The sequence below is a fragment of the Ferdinandcohnia sp. QZ13 genome (genome assembly GCF_031324165.1).
Classification (GTDB): Bacteria; Bacillota; Bacilli; order Bacillales; family Bacillaceae_L; genus Ferdinandcohnia.
In genome coordinates, this window is sequence record NZ_JAVIVW010000001.1 from 2,361,205 (window position 1) to 2,383,965 (window position 22,761).

At 40.1% G+C, this 22,761-nt stretch carries 22 protein-coding genes and 1 riboswitch; of the genes, 2 read left to right on the top strand and 20 right to left on the bottom strand.

What is annotated here, in order from left to right:
* Window positions 1-19 precede the first annotated feature (19 nt).
* The 5 genes from pcrA to RGU12_RS11515 form a co-directional block, all read right to left on the bottom strand.
* A complete protein-coding gene (gene pcrA, locus RGU12_RS11495; protein WP_309536219.1) occupies window positions 20-2,248 on the bottom strand; it encodes a DNA helicase PcrA in 2,229 nt (742 codons plus the stop codon).
* 201 nt (window positions 2,249-2,449) lie between these two features.
* On the bottom strand, window positions 2,450-3,136 hold the full coding sequence (gene pcrB / locus RGU12_RS11500) for a heptaprenylglyceryl phosphate synthase (protein WP_309536220.1): 687 nt from the start codon (window positions 3,134-3,136) through the stop codon (window positions 2,450-2,452).
* Between the two features lie 499 nt (window positions 3,137-3,635).
* Window positions 3,636-3,938, bottom strand: coding sequence for a YerC/YecD family TrpR-related protein (locus RGU12_RS11505; protein WP_116354620.1), 303 nt, complete (start codon window positions 3,936-3,938; stop codon window positions 3,636-3,638).
* A gap of 35 nt (window positions 3,939-3,973) precedes the next feature.
* Window positions 3,974-5,026: a DUF3048 domain-containing protein gene (locus tag RGU12_RS11510; RefSeq protein WP_309536221.1), complete on the bottom strand. Its 1,053-nt coding sequence runs from the start codon at window positions 5,024-5,026 to the stop codon at window positions 3,974-3,976.
* Between the two features lie 72 nt (window positions 5,027-5,098).
* The gene (locus RGU12_RS11515) at window positions 5,099-6,841 is read right to left on the bottom strand and encodes an adenine deaminase C-terminal domain-containing protein (RefSeq protein WP_309536222.1); all 1,743 of its coding nucleotides are present in this window, start codon (window positions 6,839-6,841) and stop codon (window positions 5,099-5,101) included.
* 147 nt (window positions 6,842-6,988) lie between these two features.
* Between RGU12_RS11515 and RGU12_RS11520 the strand changes: the two genes are divergently transcribed.
* On the top strand, window positions 6,989-7,246 hold the full coding sequence (locus RGU12_RS11520; RefSeq protein ID WP_116354617.1) for a YgaP family membrane protein: 258 nt from the start codon (window positions 6,989-6,991) through the stop codon (window positions 7,244-7,246).
* A 62-nt stretch (window positions 7,247-7,308) separates the two neighbouring features.
* Here RGU12_RS11520 and purD read toward each other — a convergent pair whose 3' ends face one another.
* From purD to RGU12_RS11590, 14 genes are all read right to left on the bottom strand, one after another.
* Entirely contained in the window at window positions 7,309-8,601 is a 1,293-nt protein-coding gene (gene purD / locus RGU12_RS11525; RefSeq protein WP_309536223.1) for a phosphoribosylamine--glycine ligase, read from the bottom strand.
* 192 nt (window positions 8,602-8,793) lie between these two features.
* Complete coding sequence (gene purH, locus RGU12_RS11530; protein WP_309536224.1) at window positions 8,794-10,332, bottom strand: bifunctional phosphoribosylaminoimidazolecarboxamide formyltransferase/IMP cyclohydrolase; 1,539 nt, start codon at window positions 10,330-10,332, stop codon at window positions 8,794-8,796.
* A gap of 12 nt (window positions 10,333-10,344) precedes the next feature.
* Entirely contained in the window at window positions 10,345-10,929 is a 585-nt protein-coding gene (purN, locus tag RGU12_RS11535; RefSeq protein WP_309536225.1) for a phosphoribosylglycinamide formyltransferase, read from the bottom strand.
* Complete coding sequence (purM, locus tag RGU12_RS11540; protein WP_309536226.1) at window positions 10,926-11,966, bottom strand: phosphoribosylformylglycinamidine cyclo-ligase; 1,041 nt, start codon at window positions 11,964-11,966, stop codon at window positions 10,926-10,928. The genes purN and purM overlap by 4 nt, the downstream gene beginning before the upstream one ends.
* 148 nt (window positions 11,967-12,114) lie before the next feature.
* On the bottom strand, window positions 12,115-13,533 hold the full coding sequence (gene purF, locus RGU12_RS11545; protein WP_309536227.1) for an amidophosphoribosyltransferase: 1,419 nt from the start codon (window positions 13,531-13,533) through the stop codon (window positions 12,115-12,117).
* Window positions 13,509-15,737 carry a phosphoribosylformylglycinamidine synthase subunit PurL gene (purL, locus tag RGU12_RS11550; protein WP_309536228.1) on the bottom strand — a complete coding sequence of 743 codons (2,229 nt, stop codon included), beginning with the start codon at window positions 15,735-15,737 and terminating at the stop codon, window positions 13,509-13,511. The genes purF and purL overlap by 25 nt, the downstream gene beginning before the upstream one ends.
* Complete coding sequence (purQ, locus tag RGU12_RS11555; RefSeq protein ID WP_309536229.1) at window positions 15,721-16,410, bottom strand: phosphoribosylformylglycinamidine synthase subunit PurQ; 690 nt, start codon at window positions 16,408-16,410, stop codon at window positions 15,721-15,723. Before purQ ends, purL begins: the two co-directional genes overlap by 17 nt.
* On the bottom strand, window positions 16,407-16,661 hold the full coding sequence (gene purS / locus RGU12_RS11560; RefSeq protein WP_116354643.1) for a phosphoribosylformylglycinamidine synthase subunit PurS: 255 nt from the start codon (window positions 16,659-16,661) through the stop codon (window positions 16,407-16,409). Before purS ends, purQ begins: the two co-directional genes overlap by 4 nt.
* Window positions 16,661-17,383, bottom strand: a complete 723-nt coding sequence (purC, locus tag RGU12_RS11565; RefSeq protein ID WP_309536230.1) for a phosphoribosylaminoimidazolesuccinocarboxamide synthase — start codon at window positions 17,381-17,383, stop codon at window positions 16,661-16,663. Before purC ends, purS begins: the two co-directional genes overlap by 1 nt.
* A gap of 40 nt (window positions 17,384-17,423) precedes the next feature.
* Window positions 17,424-18,716: an adenylosuccinate lyase gene (gene purB / locus RGU12_RS11570; protein ID WP_309536231.1), complete on the bottom strand. Its 1,293-nt coding sequence runs from the start codon at window positions 18,714-18,716 to the stop codon at window positions 17,424-17,426.
* An 18-nt stretch (window positions 18,717-18,734) separates the two neighbouring features.
* The gene (purK, locus tag RGU12_RS11575; RefSeq protein WP_309536232.1) at window positions 18,735-19,883 is read right to left on the bottom strand and encodes a 5-(carboxyamino)imidazole ribonucleotide synthase; all 1,149 of its coding nucleotides are present in this window, start codon (window positions 19,881-19,883) and stop codon (window positions 18,735-18,737) included.
* Entirely contained in the window at window positions 19,870-20,358 is a 489-nt protein-coding gene (gene purE, locus RGU12_RS11580) for a 5-(carboxyamino)imidazole ribonucleotide mutase (protein WP_309536233.1), read from the bottom strand. Before purE ends, purK begins: the two co-directional genes overlap by 14 nt.
* A gap of 93 nt (window positions 20,359-20,451) precedes the next feature.
* Window positions 20,452-20,553, bottom strand: a riboswitch (purine riboswitch).
* A 74-nt stretch (window positions 20,554-20,627) separates the two neighbouring features.
* On the bottom strand, window positions 20,628-20,825 hold the full coding sequence (locus RGU12_RS11585) for an NETI motif-containing protein (protein WP_309536234.1): 198 nt from the start codon (window positions 20,823-20,825) through the stop codon (window positions 20,628-20,630).
* A complete protein-coding gene (locus tag RGU12_RS11590; protein ID WP_309536235.1) occupies window positions 20,822-21,364 on the bottom strand; it encodes a DUF2179 domain-containing protein in 543 nt (180 codons plus the stop codon). Before RGU12_RS11590 ends, RGU12_RS11585 begins: the two co-directional genes overlap by 4 nt.
* Before the next feature lie 181 nt (window positions 21,365-21,545).
* Between RGU12_RS11590 and RGU12_RS11595 the strand changes: the two genes are divergently transcribed.
* The gene (locus RGU12_RS11595; protein WP_309536236.1) at window positions 21,546-21,983 is read left to right on the top strand and encodes an Hsp20/alpha crystallin family protein; all 438 of its coding nucleotides are present in this window, start codon (window positions 21,546-21,548) and stop codon (window positions 21,981-21,983) included.
* Between the two features lie 38 nt (window positions 21,984-22,021).
* Here RGU12_RS11595 and RGU12_RS11600 read toward each other — a convergent pair whose 3' ends face one another.
* On the bottom strand, window positions 22,022-22,336 hold the full coding sequence (locus RGU12_RS11600; protein ID WP_309536237.1) for a DUF3784 domain-containing protein: 315 nt from the start codon (window positions 22,334-22,336) through the stop codon (window positions 22,022-22,024).
* Between the last annotated feature and the right edge of the window lie 425 nt (window positions 22,337-22,761).

Here is a 22,761-nt window from a genome sequence, read left to right on the forward strand (position 1 = left end):
TCACCCTATCCTCTCTTTCCTAATGTGACTTTGTAATTGGAGCAAATTTTGCAAGTAATCGTTTGATTCCTGTTGGACTAGGGAATGCAATGTCCAATTCTTTTGATTCCCCTTCTCCTTTTACACTAACAACCGTACCAATTCCCCATTTTTTATGCTCAGCCTTGTCGCCAACCTTCCAGCCAATTTCATCTCCACCAGTTGACTGTGCAATTGGTTTTGAGAAAACTCTTCGTTCAGGCTGTCTAGCAGGTGAAGATGAGGAGGAAAACGGAGTACGCATTTGCTGTTTGCGTTGTGCACCCAAATCTTCAAGAAGATCTTCCGGAATTTCCGCAATAAATCGTGATACTGGATTCATTGAAGTCCTACCATAAAGAGTTCTCATTTGAGCATTCGATATATAAAGCTCTTCCTCTGCCCTTGTGATCCCTACATAAGCAAGTCGGCGCTCTTCCTCCATTTCAGCCTCTTCCATTAGGGAACGACTATGTGGAAAGACTCCCTCTTCCATTCCCATTAAAAAGACAACTGGGAACTCAAGTCCTTTTGCTGAGTGCAAGGTCATGAGGACAACTGCATTATTTTTATCATTTTCATCTTCTTCAAGCTTATCAATGTCTGCTACCAATGCTAAATCGGTTAAGAACGCCACGAGACTCTTATCATCGTTTGCCTTCTCAAAATTTTGGGTAACAGATAAAAATTCTTCGATGTTTTCGATTCGACTTTGAGATTCAAGTGTTTTTTCTGTCTTTAATGCTTCTAAGTAACCGGTTTTCTCTAACACACTTTCAACCAATTCAGTCACTGATAAATAATCCTGCATTTGGTCCCAATTATTAATTAAATCGCGAAACTCACGTAACGAATTGGTTATTTTCGCGCTTAAACCAATTTGCTCAACCTCTTGCAATGCTTGGAAAATAGAAAGGTCCTGGGCAATCGCATAGTTTGCAATTTTATCAATAGAGGTCGCACCAATTCCACGCTTCGGCACATTAATAATTCTCGTTAAACTAATATCATCATCTGGATTTGCAATCACGCGTAAGTACGCCAAAATATCCTTGATTTCTTTGCGGTCATAGAACTTAATACCACCGACGATTTGGTAGTTGATATTAGATTTGAGTAAAACTTCCTCCATTACACGGGATTGTGCATTGGTTCGATATAAAATCGCGATATCTTTATAGGAACGTTTTCCGCCATCTACAAGCTCACGTATTTTTCCTGCCACAAATTGTGCTTCTCCTGACTCGCTGTCCGCACGGTAATAAAAAATCTTATTCCCTTCATCATTTTCAGTCCAAAGATTTTTTGCTTTACGATTCATATTATTTTGAATGACTTTGTTTGCGGCCTTTAGGATTCGTTGAGTTGAACGGTAATTTTGTTCGAGTAGAATTACTTTTGCATTTTTGTAGTCTTTTTCAAATGAAAGGATATTGGCAATATCCGCGCCACGCCAACGATAGATTGACTGATCAGAATCACCTACTACACATAAGTTCTTAAAACGAGATGCAAGGAGCTTAACAAGGATATACTGTGCTCGGTTTGTATCCTGATACTCATCCACATGAATATATTGAAACTTACGTTGATAGAATTCGAGCACTTCTGGAACGCGCTTGAAAAGCTGAATCGTCGTCATAATGAGATCATCAAAATCGAGTGCCTGGTTTTTACGAAGTCTTTTTTGATACAACTTATAGACATCACTTACGATTTGCTCGTACATCCCACCCGCTGTTTTCTCATAGTCCTCAGGTGTTTGCAATTCATTTTTGGCACTGCTAATTGTACCCAGAATCGAACGTGGATCAAATTTCTTCGGATCAATATTTTTCTCTTTTAAAATATTTTTGATAACCGAAAGCTGGTCGGTTGTGTCCAAAATTGAAAAATTACGATTGAACCCCAAACGGTCGATATCTCTTCGTAAAATTCGAACGCACATAGAGTGGAACGTTGATATCCAAATGTCCTCAGCTGCACCGCCTAAGATCCCTTGAACACGCTCCTTCATTTCTCTTGCTGCCTTGTTTGTGAAGGTAATCGCTAAAATATTCCAAGGCGCTACTTGCTTTTCCACCATTAAATATGCAATACGGTGTGTCAGAACTCGTGTCTTTCCACTTCCCGCACCCGCCATTATTAGGAGCGGACCATCTGTTGCTTTAACCGCTTCTTGCTGTTGTTCGTTTAATCCTGCTAATAATTTATTGCTAATAAATTGCAATTTCTTCACCGTCCTATAATCAAATACGCCTTGGCGTATTTGCGCCCAGATTTTTTTGAGCTCGCTCAAAAAACTTCCACTAAAAAATCTGAGGCATCCGCCGGAGGCTATAACTTTATTTAGAGGGAGATAACTCCATCTGAATAAAGTTATATCGTACATACGTTCTATTTTAGCCGATTTATAACTAAATTTCCACGTTTATCCCTTAACAGCATGTACTGTTTTTAAGGCTTTATTTATATCTTCATAAATAATATTTCCAACGACAATGGTGTCTGCCCGCTCGGCCATTTCTTTTGCTTGTTCAGGTGTCTTGATTCCACCGCCATAAAACAGTTTTGTTGTTTGTAAGTTATGTTTTACGGATTCGACGATATCCTTATCGCCATAGGTCCCGCTATATTCTAAGTAAAAAATAGGGAGCGAAAACATTTTTTCCGCCATTGTCGCATAGGCTACAATATCATTCTTACTTAAGGAGGCATTGGCACCGGTTTGCATAGCAGCCTTGCAGTCTTCGTTGAGGATGCAATATCCCTGCATAATCATTTCATCCCAGTTCATAACATCTCCATATTCCTTAACTGCCTCATGGTGCAGGCCCATCATCCATCTTGTGTCACTGCTATTTAAAACAGTTGGAATAAAATATAAATCAAAGCCAGGTGTGACTGACTCTATGTTCGAAATTTCTAAAACCACTGGGACAGTATAGCGTCGGATTCGAGACATTAGTTGAAGGACATTGTCTAATGTCACTCCGTCAGTTCCGCCCACGATAATCGCATCTGTACCCGATTCACAAATTGCATCTAAATGTTCCTCGCTGATTTCCTTATTCGGATCCAGCTTAAAAACATGTCTCCATTCTCTAAAATCGTACATGAAGATCCTCCATTCATCATTCCATTCCTCCATTATAACAAAACTACACGCATCTATTAATACCTAGGTGGATTTCATTAAAAATGAGTTTTTATGGGTGATTTTCAAGAGAAAAACATTATAAGATATGACTTTCAATTAAAATTTTGATATGGCCATTGAATAAAAATCAATTATGATTAGACTTTTGGATAATACTGGTAACACCCCTGTCTTAAACAATGTTTATGAACACGCTTTTGGACATTGTTGGTAATACCCTTACCTTAAACATCAAATATCACCATACTTTTGGATAAAAACGGTAATACCCTTGTTATAATCCTCACTTATACACTGAAATTTTCATCAATTTGGTACTATATAGTAGATCTTCTCCAAATATAACAGCTTATTTGAATAATATCGGAAAATACCTTAACAAAACAAAAAAACCTCTTATACCCTTCTAGTTATCAAAGAAAAAAGCCGAAACCCCAAGGTTCCGACTTCCCTATCTTTATTGTTTTTCCACTTCTTTTACACGGTCTAATGCCATTTGATAGGCATCATTCCCATAGTTCAAGCATCGCTTGACACGTGAAATTGTTGCTGTACTAGCTCCTGTTTCCGTTTCAATCTTATGGTACGTGTTACCCTCTTGAAGCATTCTTGCAACTTCAAGGCGTTGAGCCAATGATTGGATTTCATTTACAGTACATAAATCATCAAAGAATCGATAGCACTCTTCAAGATCTTTTAGTGAAAGGACTGCATTAAATAATTGATCAAGTTCTTTCCCACGTAATTTATCAATTTGCATATAGATTGTATCTCCCTTTTTAAGATGTTCTTCTACTAATTACCAAACGAAACGGCGCCTGCGATTCCTGGTGATGTTGGAATAATATTAATCCAGGTTTTTCCTGGAACTAAGCCTACTTCTTTCCCATTCACAAAAGGAACAATTCGTCCATCAACATTTCTCCATTCGATTTCTTGCGCTTTACCTTTTTGAAGTAAATAGCCTTTACCTCCAGAGGTTACATCGATGGCACGTCTACCATAATCATCAATTAGGCGATGATTCATTTCAACAATTAACACATTATCGAGTAGCACTGGTGTATTCGTTTCTCGGTTCACTGTTTGATCGCCACCACTATAACGCTCATACTTGCCTTTTTCTTGATTATAATCATAGACAGCAGCAAAAATATCTCTTGATGAATAGGACACCCGAACATGTTCAGCTTGTGTTCCTTCAATTCCTTTCACTTCATCTTCAGATAAAAATACAAAGCTTGGAACCTCTTCTTCCATTGAATATCCTTGTTTATCTGCCCCTTTTACGATATTTTCAAAGGAAATATATGAGTTATGGGGAGCAACATTATGGTCAGCTCTCCAAAACAGACTACCATCATAGACCATACCATTTATGTTGTCGACCTTGCCACTGTTCAATATTTGTTGGGCTTCCGGACTCCAACCATGTGCTACATATAGGGCATCAAAGCCTTTGCTCAACTCAATATAATAATCTCTCGCACTACGAACAGGTCCAATAATTTCAGGTTTTTCACTTTGGAACACCGCGAGGAAGCGCGTAACATCGCCCTCAGCTAACACTTCATAGACAACATCTGCCATGTGTAAACCGGATTGGGGCCTTGCTTGCGGATGATTATTAACCATGACCGCAAACGGACGATTGTTTACGTCATCATTTGTCTCTATCCCCGTTAATGGGAAAACATGTTCAAACTCTTGGCTTGGTCCTTCTTTAGCAACCGGCTCAGTTTGTTTTGGTTCATGCTCATCCTGCTGTTTTGAAACTTCTTCTTTATTACTACAAGCTGCGGATAGAAGTAATAGGGCAATTCCTAGAATGTATAAAGTCTTTTTCATTATCGAGCACACAACCTTTGTTAAGATTAAATCACAAGCGCCTTAGCGTATTTTGATAAATCCTTTTATATTTTAACGCATTATTGACGGAAAGAGTACTATTTTATTCATGACATCATAAATCCCTTGAGGTGTGATGCGAATATATGGCAAATGGGTAGACGTTAAAAACGTTAACGTATAGATTGGATCACTATGACGATATCCGCGTTCCCGCACTAAACGAACAAAGTCTTTTTCAAGCGAACTTAATTCTACTACCGATTTTGATGATGTTACTCCACCTATATCTAACGGGATTTCGTGTAGTATGGTACCACCCTCCGTTAAAACAATACCACCGCCCATTTCTTTCATTCGATTAAAGGCAAGAAGCATATCCTTTTTATTTTTACCAATTAATACAAAATCACCCGTATTTGAAAAAGAACTTGCAAATCCTGAAATACGGTTCGCAAAACCTTTTACAATTGTATTTACACGCCATTTTCCTTCTCTGTCTACAAGCATTAGGAAGCTCTCATCATGGTCCATCGAAATCTCATCATAAGACGCATCGATGGAAATGGAATATGGCTTCATTATCACTGCATTTTCCATCTTCATTCCAAATGGCATGGAAAATTGAAGATCATCTAACGTTAACTCCCAATTTGTAGCAAGATTTGAAAAACCTTCGCTCTTCCATGGAAATTCCGGAAACGCATTCTGGTCTTTATTATCTCGTTTCAACCAAACTCCTTTAGAAAGAACGGATTCAGGGGTCGGATTGTCTTTTGCAGATAAAATATTGAGGTTTGCAATTCTTCCCGTTGCAATCATACCATGGAGATTCTCAATATTATAATGTCTTGCCACATTAATCGTCGCCATATTGTACGCATCGATAATGGGAACGCCTTTCTCGATGGCAATTTTAATCATATAATCAATGATTCCCTGCTCGTAAAACGCAGGTGGCGAACCATCGGTCGTAAAGATGAAATGATCATACTGATCAATGCCCATTTCATGAATTTCGTCTAAAATTTTGGGCAGGTCTGGACGAATCGATGAGTAGCGTAGCGAAGTGGTGTATCCTTGTAGTAGACGATTTAACACGTCGGTTCCTGTCATTGATTCATGATCACTATCAGCACCTAATAGCATCAATTTTGCTAAAGTTTTTTCCGATGCTCCCGGAAAGTGTCCTTCGACCTTCTTTCCAATCCTTTTCGTTTCTTGAATCCAATGTAGCATAAGGTCATCGCCATCAAGCAGCTTTGGCCATCCTGTCAATTCTCCACCTTGAACAACTGATTCATGCTCAATCCAGCTTAGTACATTCCCATTCGAAAAAGCTTGTTCCTCATGATGAATTTCAGTCTGAGGGTCATACCTGCACCACCAGTACATGGTGACAGGAAGTTTCTTCATTTCCTCTATAAAAGAAAACGCTTTCTTTTTTGTCGTTTGTAACGCTAGTACTAAGTTGTCATTGATGATTGTTGTTGTCCCTGTTTGGGATGCATATTGAGCAAATGAGTGGGGATTATATAAATGAAAAGAATGTGCATGTGGTTCAATATAACCTGGCACAACGAATTTCCCATCACACTCTACAATTTCACAGTCGGTGAGTTTTGATGGTAACTGCTGACCAACATACACGATGCGATCTTGGTAAATCCAAATATGTGCGTTAATCCATTTTCTTAATAGTTGATTTAAGTATGTGACATTTTTTAATAGAACCGTTGGTGATTTTTTTCCATCTATGACAGCAACATGTTCTCGAAGTTGCTTATTTTTCCAGCGGTAACGTTGCCCAACCATTAACCATCTCTCCTATCTCAGCTTAAAGCCTCATGGAAGCGCTTTACATTATAGTACCATATTAATCGATTTACTGCATTAAAGACTTTGTGAAAATTTGTAAAAATTTAAAGCTGGATTTGTAAAGATATGTAAGGAGGCTATCAAATGAAACCAAATATCGGGATGATTAATGCGTTAATTCGCATCACTTGTGGATTTACGATGTTGGCATGGGCTACAGCAAAAATGGTTAAACGCCCATGGCGTGAGAGTTTTATTGTGGTTGCAATGCTTGGGGGAATGAAGGTTGCCGAAGGGATAACCCGTTTTTGCCCGCTTACAGCTCTCTTTAATGAATATGTTGAAAGAAAGCAAGAAGAGCCGGAGCCACAAAAGCAACTTCCTCCAGTAAATCCATCTTAAAACAGGTAAGAGGGCGTCCCTCTTACCTGTTTGCGTTTTAATATAGGATATTTACGCGTTAATTATACGAATTGCGCTTTAGCATCGGTCATTGCACGATGAGCTAGAGCCTTATTCCCAATATCTTTTCGGTAAAATAGATTTGTACACTGGATTTTTCTTGCTTCTTGGTAGACGATATTTTGCGCTTCTTCAAGGTTTTCACCACTTGCAACTACTGTTAAAACCCTTCCGCCATTCGTAACAAATTTGCCATTCACCATATCTGTTCCAGCATGGAACACGGTGATTTTTTCCTCTACGTTATTCAGGCCTTCAATGACTGCCCCTTTTTCATAGCTTTCTGGGTAGCCTTTTGATGCAAGCACGACACCTAGTGTTGCTTGGTTAGACCACTCAAGTGCAATCTCCTTTTGCTCAAGCAGTCCTTTGATTACATCAATAAGGTCAGACTGTAAACGAGGAAGAACTACCTGTGTTTCAGGGTCACCAAAACGAGCATTGTATTCGATGACCTTGGGTCCATTTGCCGTTAAAATTAACCCCGCATAAAGAATGCCTGTAAAGCTTCTTTCTTCAGTTTCCATCGCTTTTACAGTTGGATCAATAATCGTTTTAATCGCTGTTTGAACAACTTCCTCTGAAATTTGCGGAACAGGGGAATAGGCGCCCATTCCTCCGGTGTTAGGACCTTCATCATTGTCAAAGGCACGCTTATGATCCTGCGAAATAACCATTGGATAAGCTTTTTTTCCGTCCACAAAAGCCATTAATGAGAATTCTTCTCCTTCTAGAAACTCCTCAATAACAACCTGAGCACTTGCTTCGCCAAATTTATTCGCCTCAAGCATGTCATACACACTTGATAAGGCTTCATCTAAGGTAGGAGCAACTGTCACACCTTTGCCGGCAGCTAGACCATCCGCTTTAATTACGATTGGGGCACCTTTTTCTAGGATATATTGTTTGGCATCTTCGTAAGATGTGAATGTTTCGTATTCCGCAGTTGGAATCTTGTATTTTTTCATAATTTCCTTCGCAAACGATTTACTACCTTCAAGCTGAGCCGCTTCTTTTGTTGGTCCAAAAATGGCTAAGCCTTCTGCCTGAAATCGATTGACAATCCCATTGATTAATGGAACCTCCGGACCGACAAGGGTAAGTTCAACTTGTTCTTTCTTCACAAACTCAATTAGATTATCAAAATCATTTTCATCGATATTGACTAAGGTAGCAATATCCTGCATACCAGGATTACCTGGTGCAGCATAAACTTTTTCTACTTTAGGACTATGGGCAACCTTCCAGGCCAGCGTATGTTCACGACCACCACGACCAACGATTAGTACTTTCATTTATTCACCCCATACAACGAATTAATTTGATATACAAATATTCAATGTCTAGCTCCAGGCGCCATCGGCTCTCTAGTCTAAGCCACTCGCTTTGGAAGGTAAAATACACCTTCTGACATCGACGTTTGCCAAAGGACGTGGCAGTAGTTAGTTGATGTTCCGCTACCAAGGCGCGCTTAAAGCTTTTCTTATTTAATGTTTAAAATGACGGACTCCGGTAAAGACCATTGCGATTCCGTATTCGTCTGCTTTTTGAATGGACTCTTCGTCACGAATCGATCCACCTGGTTGGATGATGGCTGTAATACCTGCTTTTGCGGCCGTCTCTACTGTGTCACCCATTGGGAAGAAGGCATCCGATGCAAGTGCCGATCCTTTTGCCTTTTCACCCGCTTGATTAATTGCTATATTCGCTGACCCTACACGGTTCATTTGACCTGCGCCAATTCCAATTGTCATATCGTCTTTTGCTAAGACAATTGCATTTGATTTCACGTGTTTTACAACCTTCCAGCCAAGCTTTAAATCAGCCCACTCTTGCTCAGTTGGTTCACGTTTTGTCGGAATGGAAATAGTTGCATCATCTAAACCATATGCATCTTCATCCTGGACAAGCAGTCCACCACGAACGGACACAAGCTTCTTCAGGGCCTTCTTGTCATCTGAAAAATCAACAGTTAGTAGACGTAAGTTTTTCTTTGAAGAAAGTATCTCAAGAGCTTCCTTGCTAAATGATGGGGCAATAATAATTTCTAAGAAAATTTCTCGCAATTTATGAGCAGTTTGCGCGTCAACTTCACGGTTTACCGCAATAATTCCACCAAAAATAGATGTAGGATCTGCTTCATATGCTTTTTGATAAGCTTCCTCTAATGTATTTCCAACCCCTACTCCACAAGGGTTCATATGTTTAACTGCAACTGCTGCTGGCTCTTTGAACTCTTTGACGATTTGTAACGCGGCATCTGCGTCATTAATGTTATTGTAGGATAATTCTTTTCCGTGTAATTGTGTGGCTGACGCAATGGAAACAGGTGTACCTAATGGCTTTTTATAAAATGTTGCCTTTTGATGTGGGTTTTCTCCATAACGGAGGTTTTGTTTTTTTTCATACGTAACCGTTAAGGATTCTGGACTTTCCTCACCCGCTGCATTTGTTAAGAATTCAGCAATTACTGCATCATAAGCAGCTGTATGACGAAATACCTTTGCACCTAAGCGAAGCTTTGTTTCCGCAGTAACTTCACCCTTTTCCGTAATCTCTGCTAAAACATTGTCGTAATCCTGTGGGTCAACAACAACTGTTACATACTTGTGGTTTTTAGCTGCAGATCGAAGCATAGATGGTCCACCGATATCGATATTTTCAATTGCATCCGAAAATTGAACGTCTGGCTTCGCAATCGTCTGTTGGAATGGATATAGGTTTACCACAACTAAATCAATTGGCGTAATATGATGCTCCTGAAGCTGTTTGACATGTTCTTCATTATCTCGAACCGCAAGAAGTCCACCATGAATATTAGGATGAAGGGTTTTTACACGTCCATCCATGATTTCTGGAAAGCCAGTTACTTCTGAAATTCCGATCACTGTAAGTCCTGCCTCTTCAAGAGTACGTTTTGTACCTCCTGTTGAGATAACCTCAACCCCATTTTCAATTAATCCTTTCACAAATGGAACAAGACCTTGTTTATCTGAAACACTGACAAGTGCACGTTTAATTGTCACGTTAATCGCTCCTTACTGTAGATTTCCGCTCTTGGCTGTTACAAGAGACTGCAGGATTTGTGGATAAAATTGATGTTCGATTTCATGTACTTTTTCTTCGATGCTTTCTAACGTATCTCCAGGTTCGATTGCGAACTCTCGCTGTGCAATGATTGGTCCCGTATCCATGCCCTCATCCACATAATGAATCGTAACGCCAGTCATGTTGACACCTGCTCGATATGCCTGACCAATCGCATCTTTACCCGGAAATGCTGGCAATAATGACGGATGGATGTTCACGATTTTATTACGATACGCCTGTAAAAGTGTATCACCAATTAATCTCATATATCCAGCTAACACTATTAATTCTACATTTTTCGCACGTAGTTTTTCTACAATTTCCGCTTCAAACAATGATTTTTCTGGATATTCTTTTGGTGAAAAAACAAAGGTCTCCACCCATTCCTTTGAAGCACGCTCAATCACCTTCGCACCAGGCTTATCACAAACGACTAATTCAATTTTTGCCGCAAGTCTTCCTTCCTTAATCGAATCCATTATGGCTTGAAAATTTGTGCCACTGCCCGATGCAAAAACTGCTATTTTTTTCATACAAGTGCTCCTCCACCAAAGGTCACACCGTTTCCTTCTTTCATACGCCCAATAATAAATGCCTTTTCTCCTTGCTCTTCAAGAAGGTGAATTACATCATGTAGAATCGCTTCTTCAACAGCAAGGACCATCCCAATTCCCATGTTAAAAATATTAAACATTTCTTTTCGATCGAGGTTACCAGTCTCTTGAAGTAGGTCAAAAATGGGTGGAATTGGCCATGAGCCGTAGTCAATCTCTGCTCCCACACCATCTGGTAGCATCCGGGGAATATTTTCAATAAAACCTCCACCGGTAATATGGGACATTCCCTTAATTTCAAATGTCTCCATTGCTTTTAGCAAGGATTTCACATAAATTTTTGTGGGCTGTAGAAGTTCTTCCCCTAATGGACGACCGATTTCTCCATAGTTTTTCGCAAGATCGAGCCCGCCATCTTCAAGCAATATCTTACGTACAAGTGAATAGCCGTTGCTGTGAATCCCACTAGAAGATAGACCGATTAAAACATCTCCAGTCTTAATCGAAGCTCCCGTTACAAGCTTAGATTTTTCAGCAACACCTACTGAAAAGCCAGCAAGATCATATTCATTCTCATTATACATCCCTGGCATTTCCGCTGTTTCACCGCCAATTAACGCACAACCCGCTTGTTCACAGCCATCTGCAATCCCTTTTACAATCTGTTCGATTTTTTCAGGCTTTGCTTTCCCGCATGCGATATAATCTAAAAAGTATAAGGGCTCAGCTCCTTGAACCACAATATCATTCACGCACATTGCAACTGCATCGATCCCAATCGTATCGTGCTTATCCATCATAAAGGCCAACATGAGCTTCGTGCCGACACCGTCTGTGCCCGAAACTAAAACAGGCTCTTTCACATTGACTTTTGAAAGATCAAACATGCCACCAAAGCTACCAAGTCCACCCATTACTTCAGGTCGAACGGTTTTTGCGACATGCTTTTTCATTCTGGAAACAGCTTCATAGCCTGCTTCAATATCTACTCCAGCTTGCTTATAAGCATTTGCCATTGTTCTGAACACCTCTACTTTAATTTAGCAATCAAATACGCCAAGGCGTATTTGCTGCCCGATTTTTTTTCGAGCAAGGCTCGAAAAATTTCCTTTTAAAAATCGTGGCATCTGCCGGGGTTTTAACTTAATTTAGCTGAAGGCTGAATTAAGTTAAAACTTTCTCATGTGGTAATACCGTATCAGGGAAGATTTCGGTTGGATATTTTCCTGTAAAGCAAGCCATACATTGTCCGCGCGTTTCTCCTTCAAACGGTCTGCCAATTGCTTTTACTAACCCTTCCGGACTTAGAAACGTTAAGGTATCAGCTCCAATAAGTTCACGGATTTCTTCAACTGAATGTGAAGAAGCAATTAACTCCTCATGTGTTGAGGTATCAATCCCGTAGAAGCATGGATTCTTCATTGGCGGTGAACTAATGCAAACATGCACTTCCGTTGCCCCTGCTTCACGAAGCATGTTGACAATTCGTCGGCTTGTAGTCCCACGTACAATTGAATCATCCACCATAACAACACGTTTTCCTTCAACAACACCACGAACAGCCGAGAGCTTCATTTTTACCCCTTGTTCCCGCAGTGATTGGGAAGGTTTAATAAAAGTTCTACCTACATATCTATTTTTAATGAGACCAAGTTCATACGGAATTCCTGACTGCTCTGCATAACCGATAGCAGCTGAAATACTTGAATCAGGTACTCCTGTTATGACATCGGCTTCAATGGGTGCTTCCATGGCAAGCTGTTTGCCTAAATTTTTACGAGCGGTATGAACATTGATACCATTAATATTGCTATCAGGACGAGAAAAATAAATATATTCCATGCTGCACATCGCGCGATTGGTCATTAATGAGAAACGTTCAGAATGAATTCCTTCGTCGTTAATGACAATTAGCTCACCTGGCTCAACGTCTCTTTCAAACTTTGCTCCTACAATGTCAAATGCACAAGTCTCAGAAGCTACTACCCAAGCATCACCGAGTCTACCAAGTGATAATGGACGAAGACCATTTGGATCAAGGGCAACTATCATTTTCTTTTCGGTCATTATCAAAAAGGCATAGGCCCCTTTTAACATCGTTAAAGCATTTTTAACGCGATCCTTGATTTTTGTATAGCCGCTTTTTCTCGTTAAATGAGCGAGAACCTCGGTGTCGGAAGTTGTTTGAAAAATACTCCCTTGGTTTTCCAATTGATGCTTTAGGTCATTTGCATTTACAAGATTTCCATTATGGGCAATAGCAAGCCCACCTACTTGAGAATTGAAGAGGAGGGGCTGAACATTTTGAATGCCTCCGCCCCCTGCTGTTGCATAACGAACATGCCCAATGGCTGCTTTACCTTGTAGTTGTTCAAGTTCGCCATTGCCAAATACTTCGTTTACAAGGCCTTCCCCTTTTACAATGCGAAGCTTTTCACCATTGCTGACAACAATGCCGGCACCCTCTTGACCACGATGCTGTAAACTGTGTAATCCATAGTACGTAATTTGAGCTGCGTCTGGGTGACCCCAGATACCAAATACACCACATTCCTCGTTTAGGCCTTTGAGTTCAGCAAGCATGGGATGGCTCCTTTCCAAATACGTTCTAATTCATCAACTGCTAGATTCATAATCTCTTTACTAGTTTGATCTTCAATGACAAACGTCCCATCAGCTGTCACTTCTCCGACAAGGTTTGCTTTCACAAGCTGTTCGAATTTATCTTTGTTTTCTTTTTTCACAGATACGATAAAACGAGACTGTGTTTCACTGAATAATTCAGTTACTGCATCGCCTTTGATTTGCACCTTAACACCTAAGCCTTTTGCACCGAAGGCCTTTTCCGCTAATGCAACCGCAAAGCCCCCCTCTGCTACATCATGTGCAGAAGCAATTACACCTGCGCGAATTGCAGTTAATACTTGTTTTTGTCTTCTTTTTTCAATCTCTAAATCTAGTTCAGGAACTGGACCAAAAATTTCTCCATGGATTAACTTTTGAAGTTCACTGCCAGCGAATTCTTCTTTAGCCTCACCAATGACATAAACAAGATCGCCTGCTTCTTTAAATTCCTGAGTAGTAATATAGGAAACATCATCAATCAAACCAACCATACCAATAACTGGAGTAGGGTAGATTGCTTCACCGTTCGTCTCATTATAAAGAGACACGTTTCCACCAATAACCGGTGTATTTAACACACGGCAAGCTTCACTTATTCCATCTGCGGATTTTTCGATTTGCCAAAAGATTTCTGGCTTTTCTGGATTACCGAAGTTTAAATTATCTGTAATCGCAAGTGGTGCACCACCTGAGCAAACGATATTTCTTGCTGCTTCACTTACTGCGATTTGTCCACCAACCTCTGGATCTAAATAAAGATATCTTGAGTTACAGTCTGTTGTCATTGCCAGTGCTTTCTGAGTACCACGGATTCTTACAACAGCAGCATCTGAGCCTGGAGCAACCACTGTATTGGTACGAACCATGTAATCATATTGGTCATAAACCCATTCCTTACTTGCAATTGTAGGTTGCGCAAGCAAATCTAGAAGAGTTTGCTCTACATTTTCAAGCTTAGGAGCTTCAATCTTCATTTCTTTAAATTCACGATAGGATGCGGGTTCACTAGAAGGCTTATGATAGACTGGCGCATCTTCTGCCAGAGCATCAACCGGAACATCTGCAATGACCTCACCTTTATGAATTAAGCGAAGCTGCTTGTCATCTGTTACCTTTCCAATTGCAACCGCTTCAAGATCATATTTTTTCACGATATCTTGGATTTCTTGCTCTCGGCCTTTTTCTACCACGATTAACATACGTTCCTGTGATTCAGAAAGCATCATTTCATAGCCTGTCATTCCTGTTTCACGTTGTGGAACAAGGTCAAGGTTCATTTCGATTCCTGAGCCAGCTTTACTTGCCATTTCTGCTGAAGAGCTCGTTAAACCTGCTGCACCCATGTCTTGAATTCCAACTAAAGCATCGGATTTTACGAGTTCTAAGCAAGCTTCAAGCAATAATTTTTCCATAAAAGGATCCCCAACCTGTACTGCCGGGCGCTTTGCATCGGAATTCTCAGTCAGTTCCTCAGACGCAAAGGTTGCGCCGTGGATTCCGTCACGACCTGTTTTAGCCCCAACATACATGACTGTATTGCCAACACCTTTCGCTTGCCCTTTTTGAATATCTTCGTGGTTGATTAATCCAACACACATTGCGTTTACAAGTGGATTTCCTTCATAGGAAGAGTCAAACTGGACTTCCCCACCAACTGTAGGAATTCCAATACAATTTCCATAACCAGCGATTCCTGCCACTACTTCTTCAAACAAGTATTTCACTCTTGGTGAAGTTAATTCACCAAAACGAAGGGAGTTTAATAGTGCAATTGGTCTTGCTCCCATTGAAAACACATCACGGATAATCCCGCCCACACCTGTCGCTGCCCCTTGGTAGGGCTCAACTGCTGATGGATGGTTATGACTTTCAATTTTAAAAACAACTGCTTGATTGTCGCCAATATCAACGATTCCGGCACCTTCACCAGGCCCTTGGAGAACACGTTCTCCCGTTGTTGGGAACTTTCGTAACACAGGCTTTGAGTTTTTATAGCTACAATGCTCAGACCACATAACAGAGAACAAGCCCGTCTCCGTGTAGTTTGGAAGTCTACCTAAAATCTTTTCGACTAACTCAAACTCTGAGTCACTTAAACCCATTTCACTATATACTTTTTCATCCTTAATTTGCTTCGGACTTGGTTCAAGAAGTAACGACATTTGCTGCTAACCTCCAATTTTTCACAATTGATTGAAATAGCTTAATTCCATCTGCACTACCTAATAAATCCTCCACCGCTCTCTCTGGGTGAGGCATCATTCCAAGTACATTTCCTCGTTCATTTGTAATGCCTGCGATATCTGCAATACTTCCATTTGGATTTGTTCCTTCATACGTGAATGCGATTTGATTGTTCGCACGTAATTTAGCAAGTGTTTCTTCATCACAATAATAGTTCCCTTCACCATGAGCGATTGGGACTGTGATTACTTCACCCGCTTCATATTCAGATGTAAACATCGATTTATTGTTTTCAACGCGTAGTTCAACCGGACGACACATAAACTTTAACTTTTCATTACGGCGCATCGCACCCGGTAAAAGCCCTGCTTCTAATAAAATTTGAAATCCGTTGCATACACCAAGAACTGGCTTACCAGCCTCGGCTGCTTTTATAACTTCATCCATCACATTTGAAAAACGAGCAAGTGCCCCTGTGCGTAGGTAATCTCCATAAGAGAATCCTCCAGGAAGTAAAATACCATCGAACTCACCAAGATTTGTAGCATTATGCCATACATACTCGACTTCTTCACCAAGCGCATCCTTTATGGCATGAAACATATCAACATCGCAGTTAGAGCCTGGAAACACAATTACGGCAAATTTCACTGTGTGACAACCTCCTCAACCTCATAACGGTAATCCTCAATCACCGTATTTGCTAATAGCTTTTCACAAATTTCCTTCACTGTCTTATCAAGGTCAACTACGGATTCATCAATCGTTAGCTCCATATATTTTCCAATACGAACATCTTGAACTTCCTTATAATTCAATTGGTGCAAGGACCCCTTTACAGCAGTTCCTTGTGGATCTAATACACTTTCTCGCAACGTCACATAAACCTTTACTTTGTACATCATGCAATTCGTCCTCCTAGTCGGTTTAAAATTTCCGTATAAGCATCCGTTAAATTGCCAAGGTCTCTACGGAATACATCCTTATCAAATTTTTCATTCGTCTTAACATCCCAAAAACGGCAAGTATCAGGTGAAATTTCATCTGCTAACAGTATCTCTCCGTCTTTCGTTACGCCAAATTCAAGTTTAAAATCCACTAATCTGATTTGAAGGTCTAAAAAGAATGTACGTAATACATCATTAATCTTAAGTGCCTGTTTTTTAAGTTCCTGTACTTGTTCCTTTGTTGCAAGCTCTAGAACATCAATGTGATCCTCGTTCACAAGCGGATCACCGAGGTCATCATTTTTATAGTAAAATTCAACAATTGGTTTTTTTAAGTTTGTTCCTTCTTCAATACCTACTCGTTTTGAAAAACTTCCCGCAACCACATTTCGAACCACAACCTCAAGTGGAATAATCGATACCCGTTTAACGAGTTGTTCATTTTGCGAAAGCTTACCGATAAAATGTGTTCTGATTCCTGCAATATGAAGCTTTGAAAATAGCATGCTTGTAATCTCGTTATTCAGGCGGCCCTTACCAACGATCTGCGCTTTCTTTTCTCCATTAAAAGCTGTGGCATCATCTTTGTATTCCACTAATACGATAGATTCTTCAGCAGTTTGATAAATTTTCTTAGCCTTTCCTTCATACAGCAAACTAAGCTTATTTACGTCCATTTAGGACTCCCCCTCAAAAATTCAGATTAGTGATAGACGGTTATAAACCTAAGCGTTCAAAAATCATATCGACATGCTTAAGGTGGTAGTTATAATCAAAACAGTCATCAATTTGGGCTGGCGTTAATCGGATTATAATCTTTTCCTCAGCCTCAATTAACTCGCGGAACGGAACCTGTTTTTCCCACGCCTCCATTGCTTTTGGCTGGACCGTATCATATGCCTCTTCTCGTGTTAAACCTGAGTCAATTAACGCTAAAAGAACGCGCTGTGAGTAGATCAAACCAAGTGTACGATCCATATTGCGTTTCATGTTCACAGGAAATACCGTTAAATTTTTCACAATGTTGCCAAAGCGGTTTAGCATATAATTCAACGCAATCGTCGCATCCGGTAAAATGATACGCTCTGCAGAGGAATGTGAAATATCACGCTCATGCCAGAGCGGAACATTTTCATAGGCTGTCATCATATACCCACGAATCACACGAGCTATTCCTGTTATATTCTCTGAGCCAATCGGATTTCGTTTATGTGGCATTGCAGATGAACCTTTTTGGCCCTTTGCGAAAAACTCTTCTACTTCTCTTGTTTCACTCTTTTGCAAGCCACGAATTTCAACTGCAAATTTTTCAATCGAAGTTGCGATTAGTGCCAATGTTGACATATAAGCCGCATGACGATCACGTTGTAAGGTCTGTGTAGATATCGGTGCAGGTGAAATACCAAGCTTTTCACAAACATACTTTTCAACAAACGGGTCGATATTCGCATAGGTACCTACCGCTCCTGAAATTTTTCCAAACTGAACGCCATCGGCCGCTACCTTGAAACGCTCTACATTTCGCTTCATTTCTTCATGCCACAAAGCAAGTTTTAAGCCAAATGTCGTTGGCTCTGCATGAACACCATGAGTACGTCCCATCATAACGGTATATTTATGTTCCTTCGCTTTTTCAGCTAAAATAGTGATAAAGTTTTCAATATCCTTTAGTAAAATGTCATTTGCTTGTTTAAGTAAATAAGATAAGGCAGTGTCAACAACATCTGTAGACGTTAATCCGTAATGGACCCATTTTCTTTCGTCACCTAACGTTTCAGAAACGGCACGTGTAAACGCCACAACATCATGTCTTGTATCTTCCTCAATTTCTTTAATTCGCTCGACATCAAAGGATGCATTTTTTCGGATAAGGGCAACATCTTCTTTTGGAATCTCACCCAACTCTGCCCAAGCCTCACAAGCTAAAATTTCAACCTCAAGCCAAGCGCGAAATCGGTTCTCCTCCGTCCAAATGGAACCCATTTCCTCACGAGTATAGCGTTCTATCATGTAGATTCCCCCCTCAATTTAGGCTTGAGCAAATTTCGAATCATTCCAAATTTGTAAGGAATCTGACTTTTCCAAAGCCTCTTCCACTGTATTTCCCAAGACGGTAACATGGCCCATCTTTCTCTTCACTTTTGCTTCTTTCTTGCCATATAAGTGAACCTTCACATTAGATAATAGGGATACTTTTTCAAGTAAAGGCTGTAGATGCTCACCTAAAATATTGGTCATGACAACAGGTCGTAAGAGGGTTGTTTCTCCAAGCGGCCAATTGCAAACCGAGCGAACATGCTGCTCAAATTGAGACGTCTCACATGCATCGATTGAATAATGACCAGAGTTATGTGGACGCGGCGCCAATTCATTGATGTAGATTTCCCCGTCTTCAGTTACAAACATTTCAACCGCTAATGTTCCAACCAATTGCAATTTGGAAGCTAGTTTCATCGCCATTTCTTTTGCTTTTGCTTCTGTTTTTTCTGAGATTCTTGCCGGAACGATGGATTGATGCAAGATATTACCAACATGAATATTTTCTGCAACCGGAAACGTTTTAGCCTCGTCTGCCGGATTTCTAGTAACGATTACGGATATTTCTTTTTCAAAAGGTACCCATGCTTCTAAAATGCACATTCCAGACATCAATAGTTTGGATGCCTCTTTGACATCCGCTCTCTTTCTCAAAACAAACTGACCTTTTCCGTCATAGCCACCACGGCATGTTTTTAAAACGGATGGAACACCGATTGTCTCTACAGCCTCAGCTAATTGCTCTTCACTTTCAATGAGAAGAAACGGAGCCACACGTAAACCTATCTCCTGAATCGCACTCTTTTCTGTACCACGATCCTGGGTTATTTTTAATAAATGACTGCCCTGAGGTAAATTTGCATTTTCTTCAAGCCATGTTAAAGCCTCATAATCTATATTTTCAAATTCATAAGTAATTACATCACTCACGCTTGCTAACTGTTTAATTGCTTCAAGATCATCGTATTTCGCGGTTATTTCGATATCCGCAACCTGCCCACATGGTGAATTTGGTGTTGGGTCTAGTACAGCAACGAAAAATCCCATTTCCTTAGCCGATATGGCCATCATCCGGCCAAGCTGTCCTCCACCAATAATCCCAATTGTTTGCCCTGGTAAAATTCGATTATTCAAGCTCATCACTACTTTCTAGTACTTGAATCTTTCTAGTTTCCCTTATTTCAACCAACTTCTGATCCCATTCTGGATTGGATGTTCCAAGAATGGAAGCTGCCAATAATCCTGCATTTGTTGCACCTGCTTTACCAATTGCAACTGTTGCAACCGGCACGCCACCAGGCATTTGAACAATGGATAAAAGAGAATCGAGTCCATTTAATGCTCTTGATTGAACCGGAACTCCGATAACAGGTAAAGTTGTTTTCGCCGCAACCATTCCTGGTAAATGCGCCGCACCACCTGCACCCGCAACAATAACCTTAATTCCTCGATCCTTTGCTGTTTCCGCATATTCAAACATTAAATCTGGTGTGCGATGAGCAGATACGACCTTTTTTTCATAAGGAATTCCAATCTCATCAAGTACATTGCAAGCTTCCTTCATCGTTTCCCAATCTGAAGTACTTCCCATTATTACACCAACTACTGGATTCATAAGATCCTCCTTTAATAGAAAAATGCCCAGACAGGACTGATTTCCGAAAAGGGGAAAGCAATCCTACCTGGGCATTCCATGTCAAGAATAGGTAAAATTATACTTTTCCCTCATAGTCCAATAATTTACGGTTATCGGGTAGAAACTTATGGGCCATATTCCCAAGATTATATGAGGTATTTTATCTAACCTAATCTTAACAACAGTTTTATTGGGTTGTCAATTAATATCGAACATTTTATCTTATCATTATTTTGAACGTTCGTGTTTTACTGTAATTTACCTTCAAAAACAATCTTTCTTCCGCATGGTTCAACGACAATCTCCCCATTACGCTTAACCTCCTGAAACACAGGCTCCTCCATTCTTCTAACAGGAAGATACCCTTCAGCCTGCATTCGGTCAAGGCATTGGTCAATCGTCTCATTTTCTTTGACTTCAAATTTTTGCTTCTTAGGTTTACTCATGATTCAAGCTTCCCTCTCCTTACAGCCTTTACCCAAAATCCGCCGTGAATGGACTTTGGTTCATATGCAACGACAAATGCCTTCGGATCCACATCTGTAATGGTTTTATATAATTTCATCTCATATTTCCGAGGAGTTAAGATCGTCATTGACAATCGGTCACCTTCTCTTCCCTGGGACATCCAGGTCGTAACCCCATACCCCTCATCACGCAACAGCTTAGGCAAATCCATTTCATATTCCTTTGTAATCACACTCACGGTAATATACCCAAGCGCGAGCTTTTCTTCAATCTTCATTCCTACAATTACACCAATTCCATATCCAACTGCATAAGCAACTAAGTTTTGGATCTGATTTAAATTATCAAGCACCAAACCAAGTCCTACGACATAAATGACAACCTCAACCGTACTAATTAACGCAGCCAAATAGCGCTGCCCCTTCATCGTCAAGATCATCCGAATTGTAAAAAAAGTAACATATACAATATTAATGACTAAAATAATCAAGACCATGACATACGCATTTGCTAACAATTTAACTCCCCCTTAGGAATGATTCCTTTACTTAGCTTACCAAAGTATTCATTGTACTAAACATTTTCCCTAAAGGATACTCCTCCAAACATATTATCATGATTTTATTTATAGGCACATATCAACCCCTTATTCCATATTCTATGATACGGAATGACGTAACTTAAAGGAGGAACAGCCCATGAAAATGGACCAATTTAAAAATATGAATGAATGGCGAAAGCAATGGGACCATTTTTTTGGTGATGAATTCTGGAGCGGATTCGCCCCATTTTTCGATAATGCCCATTCTCAGCTAAACATTTACCAAGGTGAAAATGAGCTCCTAGTTGTATTGAGCCTACCAGGACTCGCTAAGGTGGAGGATGTTGATATCTATGTCAAACATCAAACCCTAGAAGTAAAAGGAAAAATCAATTTGAACTTTAATGGTTTTGATATCCTTCAGGAAGGCATTTTTCAAGGGAATTTCGAACGAGAAATTCAACTCCCCTACACTGTAAAAGAAGACCGGATAAAAGCAACCTACAAGAGAGGACTTTTATTCGTTCACCTCCATAAACAAATACCGGACGACTCAAGAAAAAAAGTGGAAGTAATCGATCGAGATAATAAATGAATGAATGCGAAAGTCCCTCACATACTTGTGGGGGACTTTTATTTCAGATCAGTTGGCTTATTAAACTTGTTTACATAAATAATAAGGACAATCGAACCAATCGTAATGATGGCACCAAACAGTAATCCAAAAAGCTCACTTACAAACTCAAGTCCAAACGGCAGTAATATAGTAAGCAGACCAACGATTATTGTAAATAAGCCAACCACTTTTGCTAGCTTCTCCTTATCTCCTTTGTATGTTTCTTCATTATATCCCGCAATAAGCGACAGCTGCTTCTTCTTCCAAATCAGAAAGCCCAATAAGATACATAAAAGACCTGCAAAAAAACATGTAATGAATCCGGCTAGCATGGGAACCCCTCTTTCTAAGTGTCTGTTCTATATGCAATAATACGAAGTGGATGATGGCTTGGTTTCATAATTGGTATGTGGATTATATAGAATCCGGGCGTTTGTGGGAGGTTGATATACCATTTGTGGTGTTTGCGGTATACCGTTAATGATGTTTGCGGGATTGAAGTTACCTGATTTTTTGCCGATATTAAAATGACAATCTAAAAAAGCTTTTGTATTGGCTTCCATTGCCTATATCTTCATCAAATCCATAAGTCGGGAACGATTCCACACTTAACAACTACCTACTAACCACGTTCTGCTAACCACAATCCGCCCCAAAAACAATATAAAAAAAGACCAACCATATTGGCTGATCTTTTGTGTGCCTAGCGACGTCCTACTCTCACAGGGACAAAGTCCCAACTACCATCGGCGCTGAA